The organism is Paenibacillus alkalitolerans (genome assembly GCF_016482785.1).
In the GTDB taxonomy this organism is placed as follows: domain Bacteria; phylum Bacillota; class Bacilli; order Paenibacillales; family YIM-B00363; genus Paenibacillus_AE; species Paenibacillus_AE alkalitolerans.
In genome coordinates this window covers 118891-143574 of record NZ_JAEMXM010000010.1, presented here as the reverse complement: position 1 = coordinate 143574, position 24684 = coordinate 118891, and the positions used below count along the sequence as shown (strand labels likewise).

The window sequence follows — 24684 nt, the reverse complement described above, 5'->3', positions numbered from 1 at the left end:
GGAGGAAGTAGTACAGTCTATCGCCGCTACTGATATTTGGACATGATTTCTCCGAAAAGCCGTTTCATATAGCTTATCAGCTCCTGAGGGTGCTTTACCGTCGCCTCATTGCCCAATCCGATGAAAAATCTGGCATAGAAAGCGAGATCGCTCCGGGCAATCGGACCTTCCAGCCAGCCGGTGCCGTCCTCCCGGATATGCAGATGGGAGCCCAGCCATAATGCAGCCTCGCACATTTGGACGCCTGTTCGGCTCAATTCCGCATATAGCTGCGCCGACTCCTTCTCCGTGTGGAAGAACGACTCCTTATTTCCAAGATGTACATGACGCAGATCCATAGGCTCCGTACCGTCGGGATCGAATGCCGCCGAAACAATGCGATCGCAGCGAAAAACGCGAAAGTCTTTGCGCTCGAAGCAGTAAGCCGGACAAAACCACAAGCCGTTATTGGCATAAATTCCAATTGGCTGTATTTTCCTGCACGACTGATCCCCGCGGGACTCGTATTCGATGAGCAGCACCTTTTGGTCAACGGCCGCTTCGAGCAGCATCGCTAAATAAGGGGATTCCTGCTGTCTCGTCGGCGTTACGAAATCCACCCGGTTTTTCATCTGATCGATGCGGTCGCGAATGTCCCCCGACATGTGCAAATAAAACTTATCCAATGCGGAAGCGGATTCCGCTTCAAAGGGCAGAGAGGAGTAATGACGAAGCGCGTACACCGCAAAAAACATGGCGACAGCTTCTTCTTCGGAAAATGCGATCGGCGGCAAAATTCTTTCCTTCAGCACCTGATAACCGCCGTGAGGACCTACCTCCGAATAAAGCGGTACCCCCATCCCGCTTAATTCCTGCAAATCTCTTAGCATCGTTCTCGTGGATACGCCGAACTCGCGGGCAAGCTCTTTGACCGTAAATTTGCGTTTTCGGTTGACCGTCATCATCAGTTCCAACAAACGTTTCGATTTCGACATGGCATGGCTCCGATTATATTATTGGTTTCATGACAACTTTTGTCACTATTATCTTCTACAATAGGCTCAGAATCAAATACAAAAGAAAATGGTGAAGAGAATGAGTAAAATTACCGCGTTATTTTTTCTTGTCATGTTCGTTATCGGTACGGATACATTTCTAATCTCCCCGCTGATTCCGACACTGCAAAGCTTGTTCGGTGTACGTACGGAATTGGCGGGATGGATGATGGGAGCTTACACGCTGGGTTCGGCGGTGTTCGCGCTGATCGCCGGACCTTTGTCCGATGGGTGGGACCGGAAGAAAGTGATGCTGTCCGGTCTTGTTTGCTTCGCGGTTTCAACATGCTTGTGCGGCTTCGCCGTCGATTTTTGGAGCATGTGCTTGTTCCGGTTTATGGCGGGTGTCAGCGCGGCGTTCACAGCGCCGCAAGTGTGGGCGTCCATTCCGACCCTGTACCCGCCCGCCAAAATCAGCAAAGCGCTGGGCGTCGCCTACGCAGGACTAGCTGTCTCCCAAGCGCTCGGCGTGCCGATCGGAAGCGTGCTGGCTGCCGTGAACTGGTCTTTTCCATTTTGGGCCATCGGCATATTTTCTTTGCTGCTGGCGGTTGCGGTCTATTTCGCCGTACCCGGCATGAAACCGCACCAACAGCAAGGAGCTAAGCCGTCAATTTTCAAAAGATACGTTCCTCTGCTGACTAGCGGAAAAGCGAGGGGAACCTACATCGCTTACTTTTTTGTACATTTAGGGAGCAGCGCCGCCTTTGCTTTTCTTGGGAAATGGCTGGCCGACGGCTTTTCCCTTTCGGTTGACGAGGCGGGATATGTGATCATTTTCTTAGGGCTGGGCAACTTGCTTGGAAGCATATTCAGTCCGTATGTGATTAAAGCTCTACAACCGTTTCGTACTATGGCTGCGGGCATGCTTGTCATTATTGTGGCTTATATCGCGCTGCCTCATATACCGTCGGTACTTATCGTCAAAGGCGCTTTCTTTTTCATTTTTGCTATCCTCGGTATATTGTTTCCGCTTATGGTGGGGCTATTGAACGGATTGAATCCGGCCATTCGCGGCACCATTTCAAGTCTGGCCACATCAACCATGAATGCTGCGACAACGGTCGGAGCATGGACGGCGGGAATGCTTTATGCGCTGTTTAACGGTTATGCTGCCGTAGGTATTTTTACGGGGATCTGTCTGGCGTGCTCGCTGCTCGCATTTATTTCAAGCGGGGTTCTGTCGCCTCAAAGGGAAAAAGAGCGAATGGTTTGTGACGGGAGCGACTTTTGAGACCCGATTTCGAGCCTACAACGGCGATGGGAAGGGGCTCAAGGAGCGAGCGGCACAAATCCAGGAGCGACGAAAAGGATCATTGACACGTCTATTTTTCCGATATATTATTTAGGTTAGCTAATTAAATATTTTGGTTAGCGAATATAAATAGTATTGAAGGGACTCAACCCGATGAAAAACGACCACACGATTTCCCAGGAGCTGATACGCGCCATTCGGCAAATAGGACGCATTAACTGGACCGGGCGGAATTCGGACGATTTCACGAAGAGCGAGAAGATGATGCTGTATGTCGTCCGCAGATGCATGAAGTCCGGCTCGACCGGATTGAAAGCTTCCGAACTGAGCGACTTCCTCCACGTTTCCTCACCGACCGTCACTCAGATGGTCAACGTGCTGGAAGCGAAAGGAATGCTCGAACGGACTCCCGATCCGGACGACCGACGGGTCGTTCGCATCCGGTTGACGGAAGCGGGACAGCAAGCCGTCGACACGGTGGAGCAAGACATGCTGGAAGGGACGAACGGGCTGATCGACCATTTGGGGATGGAAAGAACCCGTCTGCTGATCGAACTGCTGGACGATGTGTACCAGTATTACTCCGACCGGTCGTCTGTCTATTTGCTCGATTGCAAGCGCCCCTCAATTCAACCGAATGAAGGTGAAAGCGAACAATGATCAAGCTGTTTCGATTTTTGAAGCCGTACCGGCTGCAGGTGGTCCTCGTCCTTGTCCTCGTCTTTCTTCAGTCGTTGGCTGAGCTGTATCTCCCGACGCTGATGGCCGACATTGTGGATCGCGGCGTAGTGCAAGGCGACACCTCGTACATTTGGCGAATCGGCGGGCTTATGCTTCTCGTTGCCGGCGCCGGCGCTGTTTGCGCCGTCGGCGGAAGCTTGTGGGCGGCCAGATCGTCCGGCGGCTTCGCTAGAGATTTGCGCAGCCGGGTATTCGCTCACGTGGAGCGGTTTTCACTGAACGAATTCGACAAGATCGGCACCGCTTCGCTTATTACCCGGACAACGAACGACATTACCCAAGTGTATCAAGTGCTGACGATCGCTATGCGCGTCATGGTCATGGCGCCCATGATGTGCTTCGGCGGCATTGTGATGGCGGTGTCCAAAGACGCTCCGCTGTCGCTTGTTATTATCGCTATCGTTCCAGTGCTGGCCGGTTTTATTATATTCGTGTTCCGCAAGGCCGGCCCGCTCTTCAGGGCGATGCAGACGAAGCTGGACAAATTGAACCTCGTTCTTCGCGAAAATTTGACCGGCATCCGCGTCATCCGTTCCTTTAACCGGGTGGAGCACGAGCAGCGGAGGTTCGACGGAGCCAACTCTGATTTGACGGACACCGCGATCAAGGTGAACCGGATCATGGCGGTGATGATGCCGGTCATGATGTTGGCTCTCAACTTCGCGGGGATTGCGATCATATGGTTCGGCGGCATCCGGATCGAGTACGGACATATGCAGGTCGGCGATTTGATCGCATTTATCCAATACTCATGGCAAATCATGTTCTCTCTTATGTTCGCCGCCATGATGTTCACGATGATTCCGCGCGCCGCCGCTTCGGCTGCCCGTATTAACGAAGTGCTCAATATGACGCCCGACATTCGCGACGGCGCTGCCTCCGGGCAGACGCTAGCCTCGGGACCGTCGTTGGAGTTCCGCAATGTGACGTTCAGTTATCCCGGCGCGGAAATGCCGGCGCTCAAGGACGTTTCCTTCACGGCGGGCCCCGGCGAAGTGACGGCGATTATCGGCGGCACCGGTTCTGGCAAGTCGACGCTTGTCAATTTAATTCCGAGGTTCTACGACGTGGACGAAGGAAAGATTCTGATCGGCGGCGTCGACGTCCGCGACATGCCGCAGGAGAGCCTGCGGAAGCTGATCGGGCTCGTTCCCCAGAAGGCGATGCTGTTCACCGGCACGATCGCCGACAACATCCGTTTCGGCGACGGGCAGGCGGCGGACGAAGACATTCGCCGCGCGGCCGAAATTGCGCAAGCCGCCGAGTTCATCTCGGGCATGAACGACGGCTTTGAATCGCCTATTTCTCAGGGCGGCGCGAACGTGTCCGGCGGGCAGAAGCAGCGGCTGGCCATCGCCCGGGCGCTCGTCCGCAAACCCGGTATCTATTTGTTCGACGACAGCTTCTCCGCGCTCGACTTCAAGACCGACGCCAAGCTGAGGGAAGCGCTGCAGTCGGAAATCGCCGATTCGACGGTTATCATCGTCGCCCAGAGGGTGAGCACGGTAATGGATGCGGATCGTATCATCGTGCTGGACGAAGGCCGGATCGCCGGCGTCGGCACCCATCAACGGCTGATGCAAACTTCCGACGTATACCGTGAAATTGTAGCCTCGCAGCTATCCGAGGAGGAGATCGCATGAGCGGGCAGCAGACAAATTTGCACAATACCGGCAAACCCGGCGGACCGGGCGACAGAGCGGCGGCTCCCGGCCCGGCGTTGCCTTTCGGGCCCGGCGGACGGGGCGGTCCTGCGATGATGGGCATGCCCGTGCAAAAAGCGAAAAATTTCAAAGCGACGTTCCGCAGGCTGCTTACTTACATTAAGCCGCACCGGACCGCGATGGCGGTCGTATTCCTGACCGCCGTGCTCAGCACCGTATTCGGAATTGTGAGCCCGAAAATTATGGGGAATGCGACAACGATACTGTTTGAAGGCATGATGGCGGGGGCGGGTATCGATTTCGGTGCGATCGGGAACATTTTGCTATGGCTTGCAGGTCTTTATGTTATCAGCTCGTTGTTCAGTTATATCCAGCAGCACGTGATGGCCGGCGTCTCGCAGAAGATCGTCTACGATATGCGCCAAGAGGTCAACCTGAAGCTGGCTCGCCTGCCGCTTAAATATTTCGATTCGCGCACCCACGGCGAGACGTTAAGCCGCGTCGTCAACGACATCGACACCATCAGCGGCACGCTGCAGCAAAGCTTGACCCAGTTCATCACGTCGATTGTGACGCTGGCCGGTGTTGTGGTCATGATGCTCACAATCAGCCCGCTCATGACGCTCATCATTATCGTCACTCTGCCGCTCAGCTTCGTCTTTATCCGAACGATTACGACCCGGTCGCAGAAGCACTTCAGGGGCATGCAGCAATCGCTCGGCGAATTGAACGGTCATGTTGAAGAAATGTACACCGGCCATCAGGTCGTCAAAGCGTTCGGACATGAGCAGAAGTCGATCGAACGGTTTGACGGAGTCAACGCCAAATTATACGAATCGGCTTGGCGGGCGCAGTTTATTTCCGGCACAGTCATGCCGTTGATGAATTTCATCGGCAACATCGGCTACGTGTTGGTCAGCGTCGCAGGCGGTATTTTGGTCATGCGCAACGCAATAAAAATCGGGGACGTGCAGGCGTTCATCATGTATTCGAAGCAATTTTCGATGCCGATCGCCCAGACGGCACAAATCGCGAACATTATCCAATCGACCGTCGCGTCGGCGGAACGCGTCTTCGAGCTGCTTGACGAGGAGGAGGAAACTCCTGAAGCGGAGGGTGAGCGGCTCATTGCCCAGCCGAAAGGAAACGTCCGGTTCGAGCATGTGAAGTTCGGTTACAAGGAAGATGCTCCGTTGATCGAGGATATGAACATCGATGTGTCGTCGGGACAGACCGTCGCGATCGTCGGGCCGACCGGCGCCGGCAAGACGACGCTCGTCAACTTGCTGATGCGGTTCTATGAGCTGAAGGGCGGGCGCATCACCATTGACGGGATCGACATCACGCAGTTGAAGCGCGGCGACCTGCGGAGCTTGTTCGGCATGGTGCTTCAGGACACGTGGCTGTTTAACGGCACGATCCGCGACAACATCGCTTACGGCAAAGAAGGAGCGACGGAAGCGGAGGTCGTGCAAGCGGCTAAAGCGGCGCATGCGGACCACTTCATCCGGACGCTGCCCGAAGGCTACGATACGGTGTTGAACGAAGAAGCGTCCAACATTTCGCAGGGCCAGAAGCAGCTGCTTACGATTGCGCGTGCGATTCTCGCCGATCCGGCGATCCTCATATTGGACGAAGCGACTAGCAGCGTCGATACGCGGACGGAGATTCACATCCAGCATGCCATGAGCGAGCTGATGAAAGGACGCACCAGCTTCGTGATCGCCCACAGGCTGTCCACGATCCGCGACGCCGACCTTATACTCGTCATGAATCAAGGGGCTGTTATCGAGCAGGGAACGCATAAGGAGCTGTTGGCCAAAGGCGGGTTCTACGCGGACCTGTACGAGAGCCAGTTCAGCGGCCGGAAGAAGCAGAAGGAAGCAATATAGGAAAGATTGATGTAGGAGGCGAGGCCTCAAAATTGCCGGTAACGTGGTTTTGAGGCTTTTTCCTTGTTTAAGATGTTTTGCGGAGAACCTTATCATAAGTGAGGCGAAATTTTTGGCCTTACTCGCTTGCGGGGCGCGGAAAGTTGCCCCTCAACCCACAGGAGTAGGTCACCCTTGTAGAATAAAGCAACGAAGCCGGCTCTTGATTATTGAAAATTAGTTCATTGGCCACATTTTCTATTCTAACTTATTTACAAATTATTCTAGTTAAATGAAGAGAAACAGTGTAAGATTGAGATACACTGTGTTTAATTTTTCCTATGCTTATGGATCTTTCCACATGACATCGAAGGAGGATTGCAATTGAAGCTCATGGGTTTTCGAGTGAGACAATTTCGCTCAGTAGAGGACAGCGGCTGGATAAAAGCAAATGATGTCACAGCATTCATAGGCACAAATGAATCAGGAAAAACAAATCTGTTGGTACCTTTATGGAAGCTAAATCCAGCAAAAGATGGCGAGATTAATGCAATCCAAGATTACCCGCGTGACAAATATCATATTATCCGGGCTCAAAATAGGAAGCCGGTTTTTATTGAGGCAAGATTTGAACTTTCGGAACAATTGACTCACACCGTTTCAACAATGACAAGATTGCCAAGAGACCAAGTAAGTCAGGTCATTGTTAAGAAGGATTTTGATGGCCTGTTCTACGTAGAGTTTCCAGAAGCCAAGGGACCGTCAAAACCTGAAACTCAAATAATTCGTGATAAGATCGTGCAGACTGTTCAAGATATCAATGGGATCCCAACTACACTTAGGACTGATGAACCATTAAAGGAAAGCATTTTGCAGGTATTAGCTGCGGCACTTTCAGTAGCTGAGGATATTACGGAGCTAACAATTGATCTGCCTGTCCTTACTCAGATCAAGGTAATATTAAATGAGATTGACCTGTCTAAAGCCGCTAGGAGATCGTCCATTTCACCTAGATTTGGGCAGTTAGTGGATGAATTTGAGGAATTAATTGAGGCGATAGATGTACCGGAACCAGAGGAAAACGAAGAAGCAAATAAATTGATTTTAGATAATTTGCCTTCTTTTGTTTATTACTCTAACTACGGAAATCTTGACTCTGAGATATATTTACCACATGTAATTCAAAACATGAACCGAAATGACCTTGGTGTAAAGGAAGCTGCAAAAGCAAGAACGTTGAAAGTCTTATTTAATTTTGTGAAATTAAAACCTCAAGAAATACTGGAATTGGGACAAGACTTTGCACAAGGATCCTCTCCTACTCAAGAGCAAATTGATGTTGTGGCTGAAAAGAAGAAGGAAAGAGATGTTCTGCTTCAATCTGCATCAACAGAGTTGACATCAAGATTTCGGGAATGGTGGAAACAAGGTGACTATCGATTTAGGTTTCAAGCTGACGGTAATCATTTTCGAATTTGGGTGTCAGATGACAAGAGGCCAGAGGACATAGAATTAGAGGGTAGGAGTACAGGACTTCAATGGTTTTTGAGTTTCTATCTTGTATTTTTAGTAGAAAGTCAGTCTTCTCACAAAGGAGCAATATTGCTTCTCGACGAACCAGGAAATTCACTGCATCCGATTGCACAAAGGGACTTATCAGCTTTCTTTGATAATCTTTCAAAAACAAATCAAATTTTTTATACAACCCATTCACCATTCATGGTTGATCCAAATCATCTGGATAGGGTTAAGGCGGTTTACATAGATTCGTCTGGCTCCACATCTGTCTCCGCAAACCTTCGAGCAGCTGAGGGAGAAGTCAAACAAACACAATCTATTTATCCCGTTCATGCTGCTTTGGGGTTGTCGGTATCAGATACTTTATTACAAGGTTGTATAAGCGTAATTGTTGAAGGAACTTCGGATCAATATTATTTGAGCGCTATTAAGAATTTTCTTATAGGAAAGGGTCTGATTCTCCCTAGTCGAGAAATTGTATTTATCCCGGCCGGAGGAGTCAAAGGTATCGCAGCAGTTGTATCCATCATTTCAGGGAAAGACCAAACACTTCCTATTGTACTACTTGATGGCGATGGACCGGGTTTAAGTGGGGCTAAGAAATTAAAAGAGACAATTTTTGAATCAAGTCCTAACAACGTTATTGTTGTGAATGATTATGCTGCATTAGAAAGCGCAGAAATTGAGGATTTAATATCTGTTGATTTCTTGGCAAGCATTGTTACACGAATGTTACCTAGACCGGCGGATTTGGAAGAAGACTTCTTAGATGTTGTTCAATCTGACATTCCGATTGTCCAACAAATTGAGACATATGCGTCGTCTAATAATATTGAATTGCAAAAAGGCTGGAAAGTAGAGCTTGCTCAACGAACTAAAACGCAATTGCTTAGAGAGAAAGCAGCTAAACAAATTGATGACTCCAAGATAGAAGCATGGGTAAAGCTCTTTCAGCATATTTTAGGAGTTTAGCCTCTTACCATTGAAAATAATGAAAGATTCAAGACAATCCTGTCGATCACGATTTAAATGCCGGAGCCTCGACCAAGAGTAGAATATATGTTTAGTTCGTCAGGACGATCAATGATTGTATTTCTTGATATGATGAGCGAATGGGGGAAAGGCACATACTTCCGGAAAAAAGTGGAATGCAGCAATAAATTCAGATGCTATACCATAACTTCGCGGTGAACCGTATCACAAATAGTGGTAAAGCGGGGAGTAGAGGTAATAGTAAGTCTAGATGATTTTGTAGAGAGACTCGATTGATTAAGAACAATGCAAAATGACCGGAAGCACTTAGGCTTAATCTACCGCCCTTCGGTTGCTACACCCGTCACTTTCATTGGAACATAAATTAGTTCCAACGAAAGTGACGGGTCTTAGTTATGTTCTTATGGCTGCAAATTGCAGTTCTATAACGATAACATAAAGGGAACAATCAGTTTTCATCGGATGATATCGTTGATGGGTTATGCCGATTATGATATAATTTATATCATAATCGGCATAATTAGTTGAGATAATGAATAAAGTAATAAAGGAGCCAATTAACTAGTGTACGAAGTTAAAATTTATGAAGATAAGGATGGGGATTCAGAGCTCAAAATTTGGCTTCGAGAGTTAAAACGACGTAAAGACAAAGGAATAAAGGAAGCCAGAATCATACTTAACCAAATTCACTATTGCATTGAACGTATAAAAATGGATGGGACATTCGTTCCTGAGGAAATTGCCAAACACATCGTAGATGACATTTGGGAGCTGCGTCCAGATAAACATAGGGTCATGTTTTTCCAAGCGAGAGAAGGTAGGTTTATTTTATTAAACCACTTTCGCAAAGAAACGCAGAAAACTCCAGCCAAAGAAATCAAAAAAGCTATTCAACTAAGAGATGACTGGAACAGTCGTAATCTTTAACCTTCTACAAAGGAAGAATGGAGGAAGCGCAATGAATTTCGATGATTTTATAAATGAAATTGGTGAGAACACAATAGAAACGGAAACGATCCGACAAATCGCTCGAATGGTCTCGGATGTTGTTAGACGTCGAAAAATGCTTGGATTAACTCAAGACGAAGTTGCTAAGAGGGCGGGTCTTTCTCAAGCACAAGTAGCACGACTAGAAAACAGTTCACAAATTCCGAGAGTAGATACCTTAATAAAAGTGGCTATTGCCCTTGGAATGAATATTACATTGAATGAAACCGAAGAAGAGGCAGCCACTGGTAATTTTCTTGCTCATGCCTAATTATAAACCATAAACATCTGATTACGGGAGCCAGTGGCTCTTTTTTTGACTTATTTTGCTGCTTTACCATAACAATACGCTGAACCGTACCACAAGTAACGGCAGGTTTCTTAGGGGTGGAACGGGTAGGAGCCTGTAAAAGCGTGTTGACCGGCATCGTTTGAGAACGACTATATACAGCAGGTGGAGAGTATGATTTTCACTGAAACGAGACAAGAGCATCGAACGGAAATGATGTGTAAATGTGGAACGATAGCTAAGTTACGTATGGATGAAGTGAACTGGGAAACAGATGATTTGAAGCCTACAGCTGTGAAAGCACAATCCCCCCGTAGGCGAAAGCCGCTACGATTACCAGCGCGGGATGGATTCGCTTGATTTGCAGCGCCCAGAAGGCGGCTGCCGCAATGCCGAGCGACTGCCAAATGCCGATGTCCAATACGGAGCTTTTGCTTAATTGCCAAGTAAGCATCACCATTAATATGGCAACCACGGGCTGCACCAGCAACGTCATTCCTTTGACGGAGAGAGAATCCCGGTACCGCTGCAATAGCTTGATGAGCCCGATTAAACCCAAGGCTGATGGAATAACGGTAGCGAAGAGGGCTGCGAGCATGCCGATCCAGCCCCCTGCGTTATACCCGACAGAGGCTGCGATTTTCGTAGCGATTGGTCCGGGAAGCGCGTTTCCTAAGGCGAGCACGTTCGAGAACTGAGCGTCATCGAGCCAATGATAATGATGCACGATTTCTTGATACATTAGAGGGATGGATGCGGGACCGCCGCCGTAACCAAGCACATTGGCGATAAAAAAACCGAGCAATATTTTTAACCATTCCATGTTTGGCCCTCATTTCTTTTCCGTTTGGCCAGCTCGACAATATGCAGATGCAAGGCTCCGTAAACTAGCGAAACGCTGATTACAATAGCCGGATGCAGGTGGACAATTTGAAGCAGCAGAAAGATGAAAACAAATAAAGACACGGCAATGAGCTTTCCTAAACCTTTGACGGCCTTCTCCGAAAATTCGTACGCCATGACGCCGATCATGACGGCTATAACGGGTGTGACGGCGGAAATCATACCTTGAATAATCTTCGAGCCGCTCAGAATTTGTACGACGGAAAGCAGCGCGACCATTGCGATGCTTGTCGGAACGATGTGCGCCAGCACGGCGACCAACGCACCCGTAAATCCCTTCTGTCTGTAGCCGAGATACGCCGCCATCTTGGTGGCGATCGGTCCGGGAAGCACGTTGGCCAGCGCTAGGATTTCGCCGAATTCCTCATCCTCCATCCAGCGGTAACGGGTTACGGCCTCGTAACGGATTAAAGGTATGACGGACGGGCCGCCCCCGTAGCCCAGTATTCCTGTTCTAAACATGCCGGCGGCGATTTCTAAATAACGTTTGTCAACCACTGTGCAGCTCCCCTCCCGCTCCTAATTACAACCTCATCCCCATACGGCTCTTATACCGGTGAATTAAGATTTGGCAATCTACACTTGTAACCCCCGGAAGCGGATAAATCTTTTCTTTCAAAAACTGCTCCATCTCCCGGTTGTTAACGAACAATCCGTGCATGTGGAGCTTACTGGGGCCTGTCATGTGATAGAGGCTGGTTACGTAAGGCTCTTCGGCCAGCTGATCGGCTACCTGAATCAAGTGTTTAGGTTCTACGTCGATATTAAAAAAAGCGGACACCGTTATTCCGATTTTCTCAGGATTAATGACGGCAGTGAACCGTTCTATAACCCCATTTTCCATGAGAGCGTTGATCCGGTTTTGCACGGCAACCCTGGAAAGGCCGATCTCTTGGGCCAAATCGGTGTAAGAAATACGGCCGTTCTTGTTCAGTATGGCAATGATTTGTCTGTCGATCTCGTCGATGATGCTGTTGGGGGCTTCTACCGCGGCTTTCGAGTTCATGACCTCACCTCCTCCGTCATCGAATTGCGAAATGTAAGAAAAAACGATATTTTAATTGCTTCACGAAGTAATATACAGCGTATTTGTGACATAATCAATAAAAAATCGGAAATATAGTAACAAAAAAATATTGATATAGCCATGAAAGCGTGTTACCATTGCGCAAAGTTGAAAACCAATGGAGGGGAAGAGCTGTGCCGTCGAGTAAAAGTGTCATCGGTCCGAAAACGATGGTTGTGAGCCCTCATTACCTGGCCACGGCTGCCGGAGCACGCATCCTGGAGAAGGGCGGGAACGCCTTCGACGCGGCGGTTGCCGTAAGCGCGTGCTTGGCGGTCGTTTATCCTCATATGACCGGTCTGGGCGGGGATTCGTTCTGGTTGTCCTACCATTCGGGCGACGGCAAAGTACGCGCTTACAACGGCAGCGGGCGTTCAGGCGCTCTCGTTCACCGCGGCCGGTTTGCCGGTATGAATGCGATACCGACTCGCGGAGTGCTTAGCGCTATCACGGTACCGGGAATGGTGGACGGCTGGAATGCGATTCATGGGGAATACGGGAGGTTGAGCTTCGCGGATGTGCTTGAACCGGCCATAAGCTATGCTTCCAACGGGTTTCCGATGTCGGCCGATCAACACGAAAATACGGTGAAGTGTTACGAACTGCTGTCGGAGAAGCCTTTTACTTCGGCTATTTACACGCCAAACCGCCGGATTCCGAAGCCCGGCGAACGATTTGTTCAAGCCGGTCTTGCGAAGACGCTGACAAAGATCGCTCTTAACGGACGGGATGCCTTTTATCGGGGAGACATCGCCCGCGATATTGTACATTTCCTCCAATCAAACGGCGGATTGCTGACACTGGACGATTTTGAGGCGCATGAAGGAAATTGGGTTGACCCGTTGTCAAGCGCATACAGGGATCATACCGTATACCAGCTGCCGCCTAACTCGCAGGGCTTTGTCGGACTTATGATATTGAATGTGCTGGAAAAGTTCGATTTCCAAGGCATTGAGCACGGTTCTGCCGAGTACTATCATCTTCTTGTTGAAGCGGTTAAGATTTGCTTCCGAGACCGTGACGCGGTGCTGACCGATCCTGAATTTTCGGATATTCCGCTCGACCGGTTGCTTAGCAAGGATCATGCTTCCAAGCTTGCCGATCAGATCAAGCCCGGCGGTGCTTCCTCCAGGGAGGCCGAGTCAATGGGCAGCGATACGGCATATGCGGCCGTTATGGATGCGGAAGGGAACGCGGTTTCCTTCATCCAAAGCCTGTACTTTGAATTCGGTTCCGGCGTGGTGGCGGGAGAAACGGGAATTCTCCTCCAGAACCGCGGATCGTTCTTCTCGCTCGATGCGAAGCATGTCAATTGTTTGGAACCGCGTAAGAGGACTTTTCACACGTTAATGCCCGCGATGGCATGTCTGGACGGCAAGCCGGCCATTTTGTACGGAACGCAAGGCGGGGAAGGACAGCCTCAAACCCAGACGGCGCTGCTGACACGGATGATCGATTACGGAATGGATCCGCAGCAAGCGATTGACCAGCCCCGCTGGGTATGGGGGAGAACGTGGGGAGCCCCTACGCAGGAGCTGAAGCTTGAAAGCCGGATTGATCCGAATGTCATTGATGAGCTGCGCGCTCTCGGCCATACGGTCCGGACCGTCAACGCTTTCGACGGCATCGTCGGCCACGCCCACGCGATAGCGGTAAATCGTTACGGTTACCGCAGAGGCGGCGCCGACCCTAGAAGCGACGGCGCGGCGATGGGCTGGTAGTGAACATTCTCGATCAGGTAAGCCAGCCGCAAACGTAAAGAATCGTTCGGATCCCGCAGGCTTCGGCAAGTCAGCTGCTCGAACTTGTTCAGCCGGTACGCGACGGTATTGCGATGGATAAACAACCGCTTGCTCGTTTCGGTAATTTGGCACTGCATTTCCAAAAATACTTTAGCCGTGTTCATCAACTCCTTCCGCTCGTGCTCTTCCAGGTCAAGCAAAGCTTGAAACGAATCGCGGTAAAAATCGTGCAGCACATCCTGCGGAATCATCTTCATCAGATCGACGACTTCTTTGACTCTGAAGGATTGGACAAAGCGCGAGTGCTTTAGTTGATAGCCCATAAGCAAAGCGTTATGCGCTTCTTTAAAGGCGGCCGGAATCGAAGTCAATTGGTCCGTCGGATTCCCGATTCCGAACGACAGCGAGATTTGCTCGGCTTGATAAAGCTGCTCCTGCAGCTGAATGAAAAACTCGCGAATTTGAAACTCGGCCGCCATCTCGCCGCGCTCCCATTTAATGAGAATGACAAACAAATCTTTTTTGATAAACACGATAGAAGGCAGTTTCCGCTTGTTCACGATATCCTTCAGACAGTCATAAATATGGTCCCGTTTGCTGTACAAGTTATCATCCTTAAACTCCGGCAAGTCATCTATCTTTCCGACTGCGCAAAGGCACGGATACGTTTCTTCCAACCCATAACGTCTCCCTTGACGTACGATCTCCGACGCGGATTGAAAATTCCCTTCCACCAAGTCGTCGAAAAAATCATTCTTGTACCTCATTGACCGCTCCTTTACGGCTTGGAGCTTCATAAGCTCAAAGCCGATCACATTAGCGGCTTGCTCAATCGCCAGCAGCGGGAGAGCCTTGGTCTCAATTGTCCAATTCACGAACAGCAAGCAGCAGCGCTTATGGGAGGTTATCTCCAACGGATAGAACAGCAGCTCCTGGCGCTGACCGGTCTCCGCCTGAAATAAACACAGTGTCCAGGGTCTTGTGCGGAGCAGTTGCCAGTGGGTTAGAAAGTATTGTGCCGGTTGTTGTATATGCCGGTAAAGAAAGTCCGGCTGCTTCTCCGATTCGGCCAAAACCTGCAAGCGGGAGTCGATTAGCAGAACAGACTGCTTAGTCAGTTCGGACAACGCTTTGAGGATCGAAGGAATTCCTTCGCCTTTGAGCACCATCTGAGAAAACTCGCGATGCATCGACAAGGCGTGCCGGAGCTCCTCGTTTCTCTTCTCCATGATGTAGCTTAGCGCTTCTCCGACCATTTCCCCGAGGGAATGATTCAGCGAAAGCTCGATAATCGGAAATTGCAGCTCGTTCGCGAGGTGAAGAACGGATGCCGGGATTTCTTGAAGAAACCGTTTGGTCTTGACGGCGAGGCCTGCGCATTGATGAACAGCCATATTTCGCACTAATTCCAGCATTTCTTCCGGATGCTCTTTAATCGCATAACCGGTTGTCAGAAGAAGCTCATCCTCTTTGAGAAAGTCGATAATATCCGGAGCGTCCATCATATTAACCGATCGAACCTCTCTATTCATCCCGCTGTGTCCCGCCAGAACTCGACTCCCTTGAAAAATGGGGATCTGAAATAATGCACTTAAATTCACAATTTACCCTCCATATAATGTTAGTATAAGTAACGCGAGGTGACCTATTGATTGAATTTCACTGTACAATTCTTCACGTTATTATGCAAGTAGCACAATATAGGTATAAATTCTTGTTCGCTTTTGCTATTGAAAAAGGAGGTGGAAGTGATACTATTTATCTATCGAAATTGACCATGTTATGAAAAGTGACATAATGGTTAAAAGGGGTGACGGCTTTGCACCTGGTGGTCGACCAAGTTGAAAAATCCTACGAAGGCAAGAAGGTGCTTAGAAATATTAGTTTTCATGTGGATTCCCATGAGTTTATCTGCATTCTTGGGCATAGCGGCTGCGGGAAGTCGACCCTGCTCAACTTGATCGCCGGATTTTTGCAGCCGGATCGAGGCAAGATTACGGTGAACGGCGAGTCTATTAAAGGCCCTTCGAAATCAAGAGGCGTCGTATTCCAGGAGCATGCGTTGTTTCCGTGGTTTAAAGTTATCGACAATGTCGCTTTTGGTCCTGAAGTTCAAGGGCGGGACAAGGAGGAAGCGCGTGAAATCGCCCGGAAATACTTAAAGCTTGTCGGACTTGAGGAATATGCGGACCATCAACCGGATCAATTATCCGGCGGAATGAAGCAGAGGGTGGGCATTGCGCGGGCGTTGGCCAGCGACCCGGATATTCTTCTGATGGACGAACCGTTCGGCGCACTGGATGTGCTGACAAGAGACCTGATGCAGAAGGAGCTGCTTCGCATATGGCTTGAGCTTCGGCCTTCGGTTCTCTTTATAACCCACAGCATCAATGAGGCACTTTCCTTGGCGGACCGCATACTGGTGATGAAGCATGGCGAAGTGGCCGAAGTGTTCGAGATCGATATGGAACGGCCCCGCGACAAGCACCGTGCGGATTTTGCCGATCTCGTCTCCCGCATTGAGAAGCTGTTGACGGATTAAGAAAGAGGTATACGATGGGTAAACAATTAGGAACGATAGCAACCGAGAAAAGCGGGTCAGTAAACCGGAAACCAATCGGCTTTATTGAAAAAACAGCGAAATACAAGGGACTCATTCCTATTCTTGTTTTTTTCCTGCTCTGGGAAATGGTCAGCACGGTCAATGGCAGGCTGTCGTTGTTTAATCCGATTTTTTTGCCGGCTCCGACGGATATTCTGAAGGAAGGCTGGCTGTTGGCGCAGAGCGGACTGATCTTGGACAGTGTGGTTTCCAGTACGATCCGCATTATAGCAGGCTTTATGGCGGGACTCGTATGTGCGGTGTTCGCCGGTGTGCTGATGAACAAGTACAGAACGGTTGAGTATTGGATAAGCCCCGTGCTCAATCTGCTCGGTCCGATTCCCGCCCTTGCGCTGCTGCCGATCTTTATAATATGGTTCGGGATCGGCGAGTTTCCTAAAATACTCTTGATCGCCTGGACGACGTTCATTCCGGTGCTGGCTAATACGTTGGAAGGGCTAAAGTCAGTCAATCCCGTTCTCATTCGGTCCGCTCTTTGCTTGGGGGCGAGCGAGCGGCATATTTTCTTCAAGGTCATATTGCCCTCCGCGATTCCGAGTATTTTCGTAGGGGCTCAAGTAAGCCTGGGTCTTGGGTTTTCATCTCTGATCGTATCGGAAATGATGGGAGCGAAGTCGGGTTTGGGGTACATCATTGTGGATGCGCGCAATTACTTCAAGATGTCCAATATGTTTGTCGCGATCGTTTTGATAGGCCTTGAATTCAGTTTTCTCTCTTACTTGCTGAAGGTTTTGGAAAGAAGGCTGGTGACCTGGCGGAAAAACGGGGTTCGCAGCGCAGTCGAAAAAAAATAAAAAAACATTAGGAGGCGTTATAAATGAAGGAACAGCTTAAAAAACTCGTTGGCGGGGCAGCTATTGTAAGCTTGGCGCTCAGTCTTGCGGCATGCGGTGCGAAGCCTGCGGCGCAGACGGGTACACCGGCGGCGTCGGAGCCTGCGGCATCCGCAGCAAGCGACGCAATCGAATTGAAGCAGTTTACGTTGGTCGGGGTAAGAGACGCGCAAATCTCATCCCAGCAAATTATCGCCGATAAGCTGGGTTACTTCAAAGAAGAAGGGCTTGACGTGACAAGCCAATTGATCGAAAGCGGTCCGGACATCGGCCCGATGGTGGCCGGCGGAAGCGCGCCGATCAGCATTCAAACGAACTTTATGGACATCATCTTGAAATCGAACAATGTCGGCGTGAAAATCGTGGCTCCTCTCGCGCAAATAGCCGGAACCCAAGCGGTTGTCGGCGGCAAAAATCTGAAATTGGACAGCGCCAAAGATTTGGAAGGAAAGACGATCGGCGTTCCGAGCGGAGCCGACGTCGTCATTGCAATCAATAACATGGCGAAAGAGCTTGGTGTCGACGCGAGTAAAATCAAGTATGTCAACCTGTCTCCGAGCGATGCCGTAACCGCTCTTGAGAAAGGCGATATAGACGCGATGGCGTGCTGGGAGCCGTTCATCACGAAAGCGATTCAAGGCGGTGGGCACTTCCTCTTCAGCGGAACCAAGAGCGAGCTGCCGGACAAGCAGGGCGACGTCAACTGGATGAGCGTTCATACAACGATTCAGGTTACCGACGATTTCGCCGAGAAAAATCCGAATACGATCAAGGCTACGCTTAAGGCGCTTAAGAAAGCGACCGATTACATCAACGACAACCGCGAAGAAGCGATTAAAGTGCTTGCTCCGGAGCTGCGCCTGACACCGGAGGAGCTGACGGAGATTATGAACCGGAACGTCTATTCCATGGAAGTGAACGATAACTATATAAATGACAGCAACGGGGAAGCTGTCGGCAACTATCTGAAAAGCGTCGGTAACATTAAGGAACTGCAGGACCCGAAGAGCTATCACGAATTGAGCTTCCTTCAGGCTGTTGCGCCGGAGCTTGTGAAATCCGAATTCAAGTAAGAGTTATATAAAGCAATCAGTCCTGGGACGGCGCGTCCCAAGGACTGATTTTTTAAGGGGGGGTTGCGGGATGCTCGATACGGTCATTACCAACGGACTCGTTGTACTGAAAGACGAGGTGGCGAGACTCGACATAGGCATTGCCGGAGGGGCTGTCGCCAAGCTTGAGAGAACGATCGCGGAAGATAGCGCGGTGGTGCTGGATGCCGGAGGGCAGATAATCATCCCCGGGATGATTGATGTCCATGTGCATTTGAACGAACCGGGACTAGGCGATTGGGAAGGAATCCCGACCGGTTCGTCGGCGCTCGCGGCAGGCGGCTGCACCACTTACTTCGATATGCCGCTTAATTGCTTGCCGCCTACGACGACGGAGGAATTCCTCGAAATGAAGAAGCGGTTGGCGAAGGGGCGTTCCGTAACGGATTATGCCTTCTGGGGAGGCTTGGTGCCGGGCAATTTGAAGGATCTCGCCGATCTTGCGGAGAGCGGAGTGATCGGATACAAAGCCTTCATGTCCGCGGCGGGAGGAAAACAAGAAGGGGCGTTTCGGGAAGTCGACGATATCACTCTCTTCAGGGGGATGGAGGAAATCGCGAGGCTTGGGAAGATTCTTGCTCTGCATGCGGAAAGCGAAGCGATGATCGGCGCACTGGCGGACGCAAAGCTGCGGAAAGGCCGTACATCGGCTGGAGACTATTTGGAGACAAGGCCGCCTGCCGCAGAACTGGAAGCGGTGGAACGGGCGTTGTTTTATGCCGAACAAACCGGATGCCCTCTGCATTTTGTCCACATCAGCACTCCTGCCGCCGTAACCGCCATCTCGAAGATGAAAGCGGCCGGCTTGGACGTCACTCTTGAAACGTGCCCGCACTACCTCGTTATGACGGAGGACGCCTTGGAGGAGGTCGGGGCGTTGGCCAAATGCGCTCCTCCGCTTCGTTCTAAAGAGGAGCAGGATGGATTATGGCAGGCGATTGCGAGCGGAGAGCTGGATATGATCAGTTCAGACCACTCCCCTTGTCCCCCTGAATTAAAAGAGTCCCCGAACTGGTTTGAAATTTGGGGAGGCATTTCGGGAGCTCAGCATTCCGTGGAACTAATGCTGAGCGAAGGGTACTGCAAGCGCAAAATTCCGCTCCCTGCTCTGTGCCGGCTGCTCGCCGCGAACCCGGCACGGCGCTTCGGGCTTTATCCGAAGAAGGGGGAGATCCGGATCGGAGCCGACGCGGATTTCGCTTTTATCGATTTCTCAAAGTCATATATTTTGGAACGGAAGCATCTTTACGATCGTCACCGGCAAAGTCCGTATGTCGGCAGGAGGTTGGACTGCCGCGTAACGCAAACGATGGTTCGGGGAAAGACCGTCTACTTGCGGGATTCGGGCATTCAGGACGCAGGCTTCGGACAATGGGTAAGTCCGTGATATATACTGCCGATCGGCGAGGATTGGAAAGGGAGCGTTCATATGGTTACTTCACAACTGGTTTCAAAGAGCGATCGGGATCGAATCATGTCGGATATAGGGGAAGCGATCGAGTGGTTGTCCGGCTTTGGGGCGGACCCTTCGGGGGGAGTTACCCGGCTTCTTTACAGTAAGGAGTGGCTTTCAGCTCAAAAAGCGCTGGCACAACATATGGAAGCATCCGGACTGCATGTGTGTTTCGACGATTGCGGAAATTTGTACGGCCGTCTTGAAGGGGAAGGGATTTCTGCGGGAACGCTGCTTACAGGGTCTCACGTGGACACGGTGAAATCGGGAGGTAAATATGACGGAGCTTACGGGATTCTTGCCGGAATCATTGCGCTGAAATATTTGCGGGACAACTACGGCGCACCTAAGGTCAGTCTCGAAGTTGTTTCTTTGTGCGAAGAGGAAGGCAGCCGCTTTCCTTTAACGTATTGGGGATCGGGAAATATTACGGGGAAATATTCGCTGGAACGCGTACCGGACATTCGGGACCGCGATGGGGTAGAGCTGGAGCAAGCGATGCTGTCGGCCGGATTCGGCAAGGGTACATACCGCTCGCCCCGCCGTCACGATGTGCTCGGGTTTATCGAGCTTCATATAGAACAGGGCTCGTTGCTGGAACGGGAGAGCCGATCCATCGGCATCGTCAATCACATTGTCGGCCAAAGGCGTTATACGGTAAAGGTATCCGGCACGGCAAATCATGCGGGGACGACACCCATGGATGTCCGGAAGGACGCGCTTGCGGGTGCGTGCGCAATGATTCAAAAGCTGGAGGAAGCCGCACGGCTCGAAGGGGGCCAATTCGTCGCTACGACCGGGCTCTTGAATGTGTCGCCCAATCTTCCGAACGTCATTGCCGGAGAAGTCGCGTTTACCGTAGATGTGCGCGATGCGAATGCGGATACGCTTGAACGGTTTTGCCGCGAGTTTCATCGCTGCTTCAAAGAAATTGCGGATTCCCGAGAGCTTCATCTTCAAATTCAAGAGTGGATGAATGAGCCGCCTGTCCCGATGCATGCCCCCTTTAATGAAACGTTAAGAAACATCTGTGAAGAATATAATTACTCCTATCGATTTATGAATAGCGGGGCGGGCCACGACTCCCAGTTATTCCAAGCGGTGTGCCCGACAGCTTTGGCGTTCGTTCCCAATAAAGACGGAGTCAGCCATTCTCCGCTGGAATTCAGCGATCCCGGCAGCTTGGCCGACGGTATTGTGACCTTGATCGAGTGGCTTTATTTCTATGGTTATAAAGGGGGAGAGCTTGCATGAAGAGGTACAAGGATCTGGCTCCCTCTTTGCGCACTATTATGACGCCGGGGCCTGTCGAAGCGGATCCGCGTGTGCTTCGCGCCATGGCGACACCTGTGTTGGGTCAATTCGATCCGGAATTTACGGACATTATGAATGAGACGATGGACATGATTCGCGAGACGTTCAAGACGGCAAACCATAATGCATTTCCCGTGGACGGGACGTCGCGCTCGGGGCTGGAGGCGGCATTGGTCAGCCTTATTGAACCGGACGATAAAGTATTGGTGCCGATCTACGGCAGGTTTGGCCATCTGCTTGTAGAGATTGCGGAGCGATGCGGCGCGCAAGTGGCGACGATGGAGCAGGAGTGGGGAAAAGTATTCGATCCGGAGCAGGTCATTGACCGGATCAAACGCGAAAAACCTGCTATTGTGGCTATGGTCCACGGGGAAACCTCTACGGGAAGGATGCAGCCACTTGCCGAGATCGGGCATGCATGCCGGGATCTTGACGTTTTATTTGTCGTGGATGCCGTGGCTACGATCGGAGGTACGGATGTCCGAACCGACGAGTGGATGATTGATGCGGCGATCGGCGGCACGCAGAAGTGTTTATCCGTACCGGCCGGGATGGCGCCGCTCACGTTCAACGAACGCGCGGAAGCGAAAATTCGGGCTCGCAAATCCATTGAACGGGGGCTTCGAGACCCGAATGCCCCTGCAGCAGCTTTCGGACGCGTAATCAGGAGCAACTATCTCGATCTTGGCCAGCTGCAGGACTATTGGAGCCCAAGCCGGCTAAACCATCACACCGAGGCGACTTCCATGCTCTATGCCCTCCGTGAAGGCTTGCGAATCGTGCTTGAAGAAGGACTCGAAGAGCGTTTCGCCCGCCATAAAAAGCATGAAGAAGCATTGGTCGCCGGGATTGAAGCGATGGGACTTTCCTTGTTCGGCGATCCGGGCTGCAAGCTTCCGGTGGTCACATGCGTAACGATACCGGATGGAATTTCCGGCGATTCGGTCATCCGGATGCTGCTGAGGGAATTCAGTGTTGAAATTGCGAGCTCGTTCGGTCCGTTGAAGGGGCAAATATGGCGAATCGGTTCGATGGGATACAGCTGCAGCCAGAGAAATGTTCTTCACGTATTAAGTGCGCTAGAGGCCGTACTGATTCGTCATAAGGCAGCTATCGTGCCGGGACGAGCGGTTCAAGCCGCCCTTGATATTTATCTTAAAGGAAACGACGCTTATGAATAGATACGGGGCTTATATTCATGAGGATGTATCGGCGGAGCCGCAGGGAACAGGTTTGTTGAGCGGCCTTGCTTTTGCGGTAAAAGACGTATTCGATATCCAAGGACATACGTGCGCGGCGGGAAATCCGGACTGGCGCAAAACGCACGCTGCGGCTCGCGGGCATGCGGCCGTCATCCGTACGCTGCTCCGCCAAGGGGCGCGGCTGCGGGGGGTTACCCACACGGACGAATTAATGTACAGCTTAAACGGCATCAACCATCATTACGGTACGCCGGTGAATCCCAACGCTCCGGATCGGATTCCGGGAGGATCGTCCAGCGGTTCCGCGGTGGCTGTCGCCTCGCACAGTGCGGATTTTGCGCTTGGAACGGATACTGGGGGGTCGGTTCGGATCCCATCCTCCTTCTGCGGAATATACGGCATTCGGCCGACCCATGGCCGGATTTCCGCAGAAGGCGTTATTCCGCTTGCTCCCAGCTTCGATACCGTCGGTTGGATGGCGAATACGGCCGAGCGGATGTTTGAAATCGGCCGGGTGCTTCTTGATGATGCATCGGCAGTCGGCGAAGGCGTTCCGTTCCGATCCGTCTATGTACCGGGGGATGTCTGGTCGTTCGCCGATCCGGGTGCGATGAAAGAGTCGGATCCGCTGGTGAAAGCTATTGCAGGCATGGTCGAGCGGAGCGGGAAGATCATACTCTCGGACGAAGGCTATAACGATTGGATGAATGCATTTCGAGTGCTGCAGGGACTGGAGATATGGCAATGCCACGGAGAGTGGATCCGTGCGTCCCGGCCGAAGTTCGGACCGGGCATTGCCGGGCGGATTGCGTGGGCAAGCAAGCTTAAGGCAGGCGATCATGAGGATGCTTTCCGGTTGCGCCGTGAAGTCAGAGAACGCTTGGTTGAACGACTCGGCGAGGACAGCTTGCTGTTAATCCCTACAGCACCGGGCCCGGCCCCGCATCTCGGAGGGTCTACGGAGGAGCTTGAGCTATTTCGGGAGAAGATGCTTTCGATCTGCTGTATCGCGGGCCTCTCCGGATTGCCGCAAATCAACATTCCGGTGCGCGTACCGGGAAAGCCCCCGATTGGAATATCGCTTATTGCCGGCACGGACCAAGATTTGCGTCTGCTGGCCTTTGTTCATGAAATTGCGAGGGAGGCTAGTAATTTACTAGGAACTGAGAGGGGACCGGCATGAGATTAGCAACTGTAAAACATAACGGTATAGAGAAGGCTGCTATCGCTGCTCCGCATGGCCTGGTTTTGCTTGAGACGGTCAACGAATCCGAGAGGATGAAGTGGAAGGCCGGAATCTATGAGCTGCTCGTTAATGGCCAATTGGAAGATTTATCGGGCTGGTATCGCTGCGGAGGAGAGGAGAAGCTGCTAAGACTGCAGGCCATCGCGCTTGAAGATGCGGAATACGCGCCGCTGTACCGGACCCCCCGTAAAATCTGGGGAATCGGTATGAATTACGTGGATGATCCTGTGGAGCTAGCCGATATGGCTCCGGACGAAGAGCCTGTAAGTTTCATGAAACCGGATACGTCTCTTATCGGTCCAGGCGATCCGATTATGCTTCCGTCCGAATCGGAGCGGGTGACGGCGGAGGCGGAGCTGGCCGTCATTATCGGCAAGACCTGCCGAAATATCTCGGAAGACGACGCTCCGGGAGCAGTAGCGGGGTATGCTGCCGCATTAGATATGACCGCAGCGGATATACATGGCCGAAATGCCAGATATTTGACGCGTTCCAAGAGCTTCGATACGTTCTTCAGCCTGGGGGCGGAGCTCGTTACGGCTGACGAGGTGGACCGGGTAACGGATTTAACGGTAACAACGTCATTGAACGGCACAGTTGCCGGCAGCGGCAAGGTGTCCCATATGAAATTTTCGCCTTGGTTTTTGATCTCTTTCCATTCCCATGTAATGACGCTTCTGCCCGGCGACATCATTCTGACGGGGACTCCCGGAGCTGTCGTGATAAGGGACGGAGACCGGGTCGATTGTCTCATCGACGGATTTCGGCAGTTGTCGAATCCGGTAACGGGTTGAGAAAGAGCCTCAAAACCGCTCAAGAAGCGGAATTGAGGCTCGCA

General features: G+C 51.2%; 22 protein-coding genes. 17 read left to right on the top strand and 5 right to left on the bottom strand.

Features of this window, described 5'->3' with window-relative positions:
* Nucleotides 1-26 precede the first annotated feature (26 nt).
* Nucleotides 27-974: a helix-turn-helix transcriptional regulator gene (locus tag JET16_RS16715; RefSeq protein ID WP_199617650.1), complete on the bottom strand. Its 948-nt coding sequence runs from the start codon at nucleotides 972-974 to the stop codon at nucleotides 27-29.
* Nucleotides 975-1074: 100 nt separating this feature from the next.
* Between JET16_RS16715 and JET16_RS16710 the strand changes: the two genes are divergently transcribed.
* The 8 genes from JET16_RS16710 (at nucleotide 1075) to JET16_RS16675 (ending at nucleotide 10334) form a co-directional block, all read left to right on the top strand.
* On the top strand, nucleotides 1075-2268 hold the full coding sequence (locus JET16_RS16710) for an MFS transporter (protein ID WP_199617649.1): 1194 nt from the start codon (nucleotides 1075-1077) through the stop codon (nucleotides 2266-2268).
* Nucleotides 2269-2442: 174 nt separating this feature from the next.
* A complete protein-coding gene (locus JET16_RS16705) occupies nucleotides 2443-2949 on the top strand; it encodes a MarR family winged helix-turn-helix transcriptional regulator (RefSeq protein ID WP_199617647.1) in 507 nt (168 codons plus the stop codon).
* On the top strand, nucleotides 2946-4673 hold the full coding sequence (locus tag JET16_RS16700) for an ABC transporter ATP-binding protein (protein ID WP_199617645.1): 1728 nt from the start codon (nucleotides 2946-2948) through the stop codon (nucleotides 4671-4673). The genes JET16_RS16705 and JET16_RS16700 overlap by 4 nt, the downstream gene beginning before the upstream one ends.
* The gene (locus JET16_RS16695; RefSeq protein WP_199617643.1) at nucleotides 4670-6586 is read left to right on the top strand and encodes an ABC transporter ATP-binding protein; all 1917 of its coding nucleotides are present in this window, start codon (nucleotides 4670-4672) and stop codon (nucleotides 6584-6586) included. Before JET16_RS16700 ends, JET16_RS16695 begins: the two co-directional genes overlap by 4 nt.
* A 372-nt stretch (nucleotides 6587-6958) precedes the next feature.
* Nucleotides 6959-9055, top strand: coding sequence for an AAA family ATPase (locus JET16_RS16690; RefSeq protein WP_233531756.1), 2097 nt, complete (start codon nucleotides 6959-6961; stop codon nucleotides 9053-9055).
* Between the two features lie 57 nt (nucleotides 9056-9112).
* A complete protein-coding gene (locus tag JET16_RS31145; protein ID WP_407673157.1) occupies nucleotides 9113-9274 on the top strand; it encodes a winged helix-turn-helix transcriptional regulator in 162 nt (53 codons plus the stop codon).
* A 366-nt stretch (nucleotides 9275-9640) separates the two neighbouring features.
* Nucleotides 9641-10003, top strand: a complete 363-nt coding sequence (locus JET16_RS30190) for a type II toxin-antitoxin system RelE/ParE family toxin (RefSeq protein WP_199617637.1) — start codon at nucleotides 9641-9643, stop codon at nucleotides 10001-10003.
* Between the two features lie 31 nt (nucleotides 10004-10034).
* Complete coding sequence (locus tag JET16_RS16675) at nucleotides 10035-10334, top strand: helix-turn-helix domain-containing protein (RefSeq protein WP_199617635.1); 300 nt, start codon at nucleotides 10035-10037, stop codon at nucleotides 10332-10334.
* 304 nt (nucleotides 10335-10638) lie between these two features.
* Here JET16_RS16675 and JET16_RS16670 read toward each other — a convergent pair whose 3' ends face one another.
* From JET16_RS16670 to JET16_RS16660, 3 genes are read right to left on the bottom strand one after another with little or no spacing between them, the layout of a single operon-like run.
* Nucleotides 10639-11175, bottom strand: a complete 537-nt coding sequence (locus JET16_RS16670) for a chromate transporter (RefSeq protein ID WP_199617633.1) — start codon at nucleotides 11173-11175, stop codon at nucleotides 10639-10641.
* Entirely contained in the window at nucleotides 11163-11753 is a 591-nt protein-coding gene (locus JET16_RS16665; protein WP_325176709.1) for a chromate transporter, read from the bottom strand. The genes JET16_RS16670 and JET16_RS16665 overlap by 13 nt, the downstream gene beginning before the upstream one ends.
* A gap of 25 nt (nucleotides 11754-11778) precedes the next feature.
* Nucleotides 11779-12261 (bottom strand): Lrp/AsnC family transcriptional regulator, encoded by a 483-nt coding sequence (locus JET16_RS16660; RefSeq protein ID WP_199617631.1) that lies wholly within the window; start codon nucleotides 12259-12261, stop codon nucleotides 11779-11781.
* 230 nt (nucleotides 12262-12491) lie between these two features.
* Between JET16_RS16660 and ggt the strand changes: the two genes are divergently transcribed.
* Nucleotides 12492-14042 (top strand): gamma-glutamyltransferase, encoded by a 1551-nt coding sequence (gene ggt, locus JET16_RS16655; protein ID WP_199617717.1) that lies wholly within the window; start codon nucleotides 12492-12494, stop codon nucleotides 14040-14042.
* Here the strand turns inward: ggt and JET16_RS16650 are convergent.
* Nucleotides 13988-15664, bottom strand: coding sequence for a PucR family transcriptional regulator (locus tag JET16_RS16650; RefSeq protein WP_199617629.1), 1677 nt, complete (start codon nucleotides 15662-15664; stop codon nucleotides 13988-13990). The genes ggt and JET16_RS16650 overlap by 55 nt on opposite strands.
* 218 nt (nucleotides 15665-15882) lie before the next feature.
* Here JET16_RS16650 and JET16_RS16645 point away from each other — a divergent pair, with 218 nt between their 5' ends.
* From JET16_RS16645 to JET16_RS16610, 8 genes are all read left to right on the top strand, one after another.
* Nucleotides 15883-16605 (top strand): ABC transporter ATP-binding protein, encoded by a 723-nt coding sequence (locus JET16_RS16645; RefSeq protein ID WP_199617627.1) that lies wholly within the window; start codon nucleotides 15883-15885, stop codon nucleotides 16603-16605.
* A 14-nt stretch (nucleotides 16606-16619) separates the two neighbouring features.
* On the top strand, nucleotides 16620-17480 hold the full coding sequence (locus tag JET16_RS16640) for an ABC transporter permease (RefSeq protein WP_199617625.1): 861 nt from the start codon (nucleotides 16620-16622) through the stop codon (nucleotides 17478-17480).
* Between the two features lie 23 nt (nucleotides 17481-17503).
* On the top strand, nucleotides 17504-18592 hold the full coding sequence (locus JET16_RS16635; protein ID WP_199617623.1) for an ABC transporter substrate-binding protein: 1089 nt from the start codon (nucleotides 17504-17506) through the stop codon (nucleotides 18590-18592).
* 70 nt (nucleotides 18593-18662) lie between these two features.
* Nucleotides 18663-20018, top strand: a complete 1356-nt coding sequence (locus JET16_RS16630) for an allantoinase (RefSeq protein ID WP_199617622.1) — start codon at nucleotides 18663-18665, stop codon at nucleotides 20016-20018.
* 42 nt (nucleotides 20019-20060) lie between these two features.
* Complete coding sequence (locus JET16_RS16625; protein WP_199617621.1) at nucleotides 20061-21338, top strand: Zn-dependent hydrolase; 1278 nt, start codon at nucleotides 20061-20063, stop codon at nucleotides 21336-21338.
* The gene (locus JET16_RS16620) at nucleotides 21335-22579 is read left to right on the top strand and encodes a pyridoxal-phosphate-dependent aminotransferase family protein (protein WP_199617620.1); all 1245 of its coding nucleotides are present in this window, start codon (nucleotides 21335-21337) and stop codon (nucleotides 22577-22579) included. The genes JET16_RS16625 and JET16_RS16620 overlap by 4 nt, the downstream gene beginning before the upstream one ends.
* Complete coding sequence (locus JET16_RS16615; RefSeq protein WP_199617619.1) at nucleotides 22572-23783, top strand: amidase; 1212 nt, start codon at nucleotides 22572-22574, stop codon at nucleotides 23781-23783. The genes JET16_RS16620 and JET16_RS16615 overlap by 8 nt, the downstream gene beginning before the upstream one ends.
* On the top strand, nucleotides 23780-24640 hold the full coding sequence (locus JET16_RS16610) for a fumarylacetoacetate hydrolase family protein (protein ID WP_199617618.1): 861 nt from the start codon (nucleotides 23780-23782) through the stop codon (nucleotides 24638-24640). The genes JET16_RS16615 and JET16_RS16610 overlap by 4 nt, the downstream gene beginning before the upstream one ends.
* Nucleotides 24641-24684: the final 44 nt, after the last annotated feature.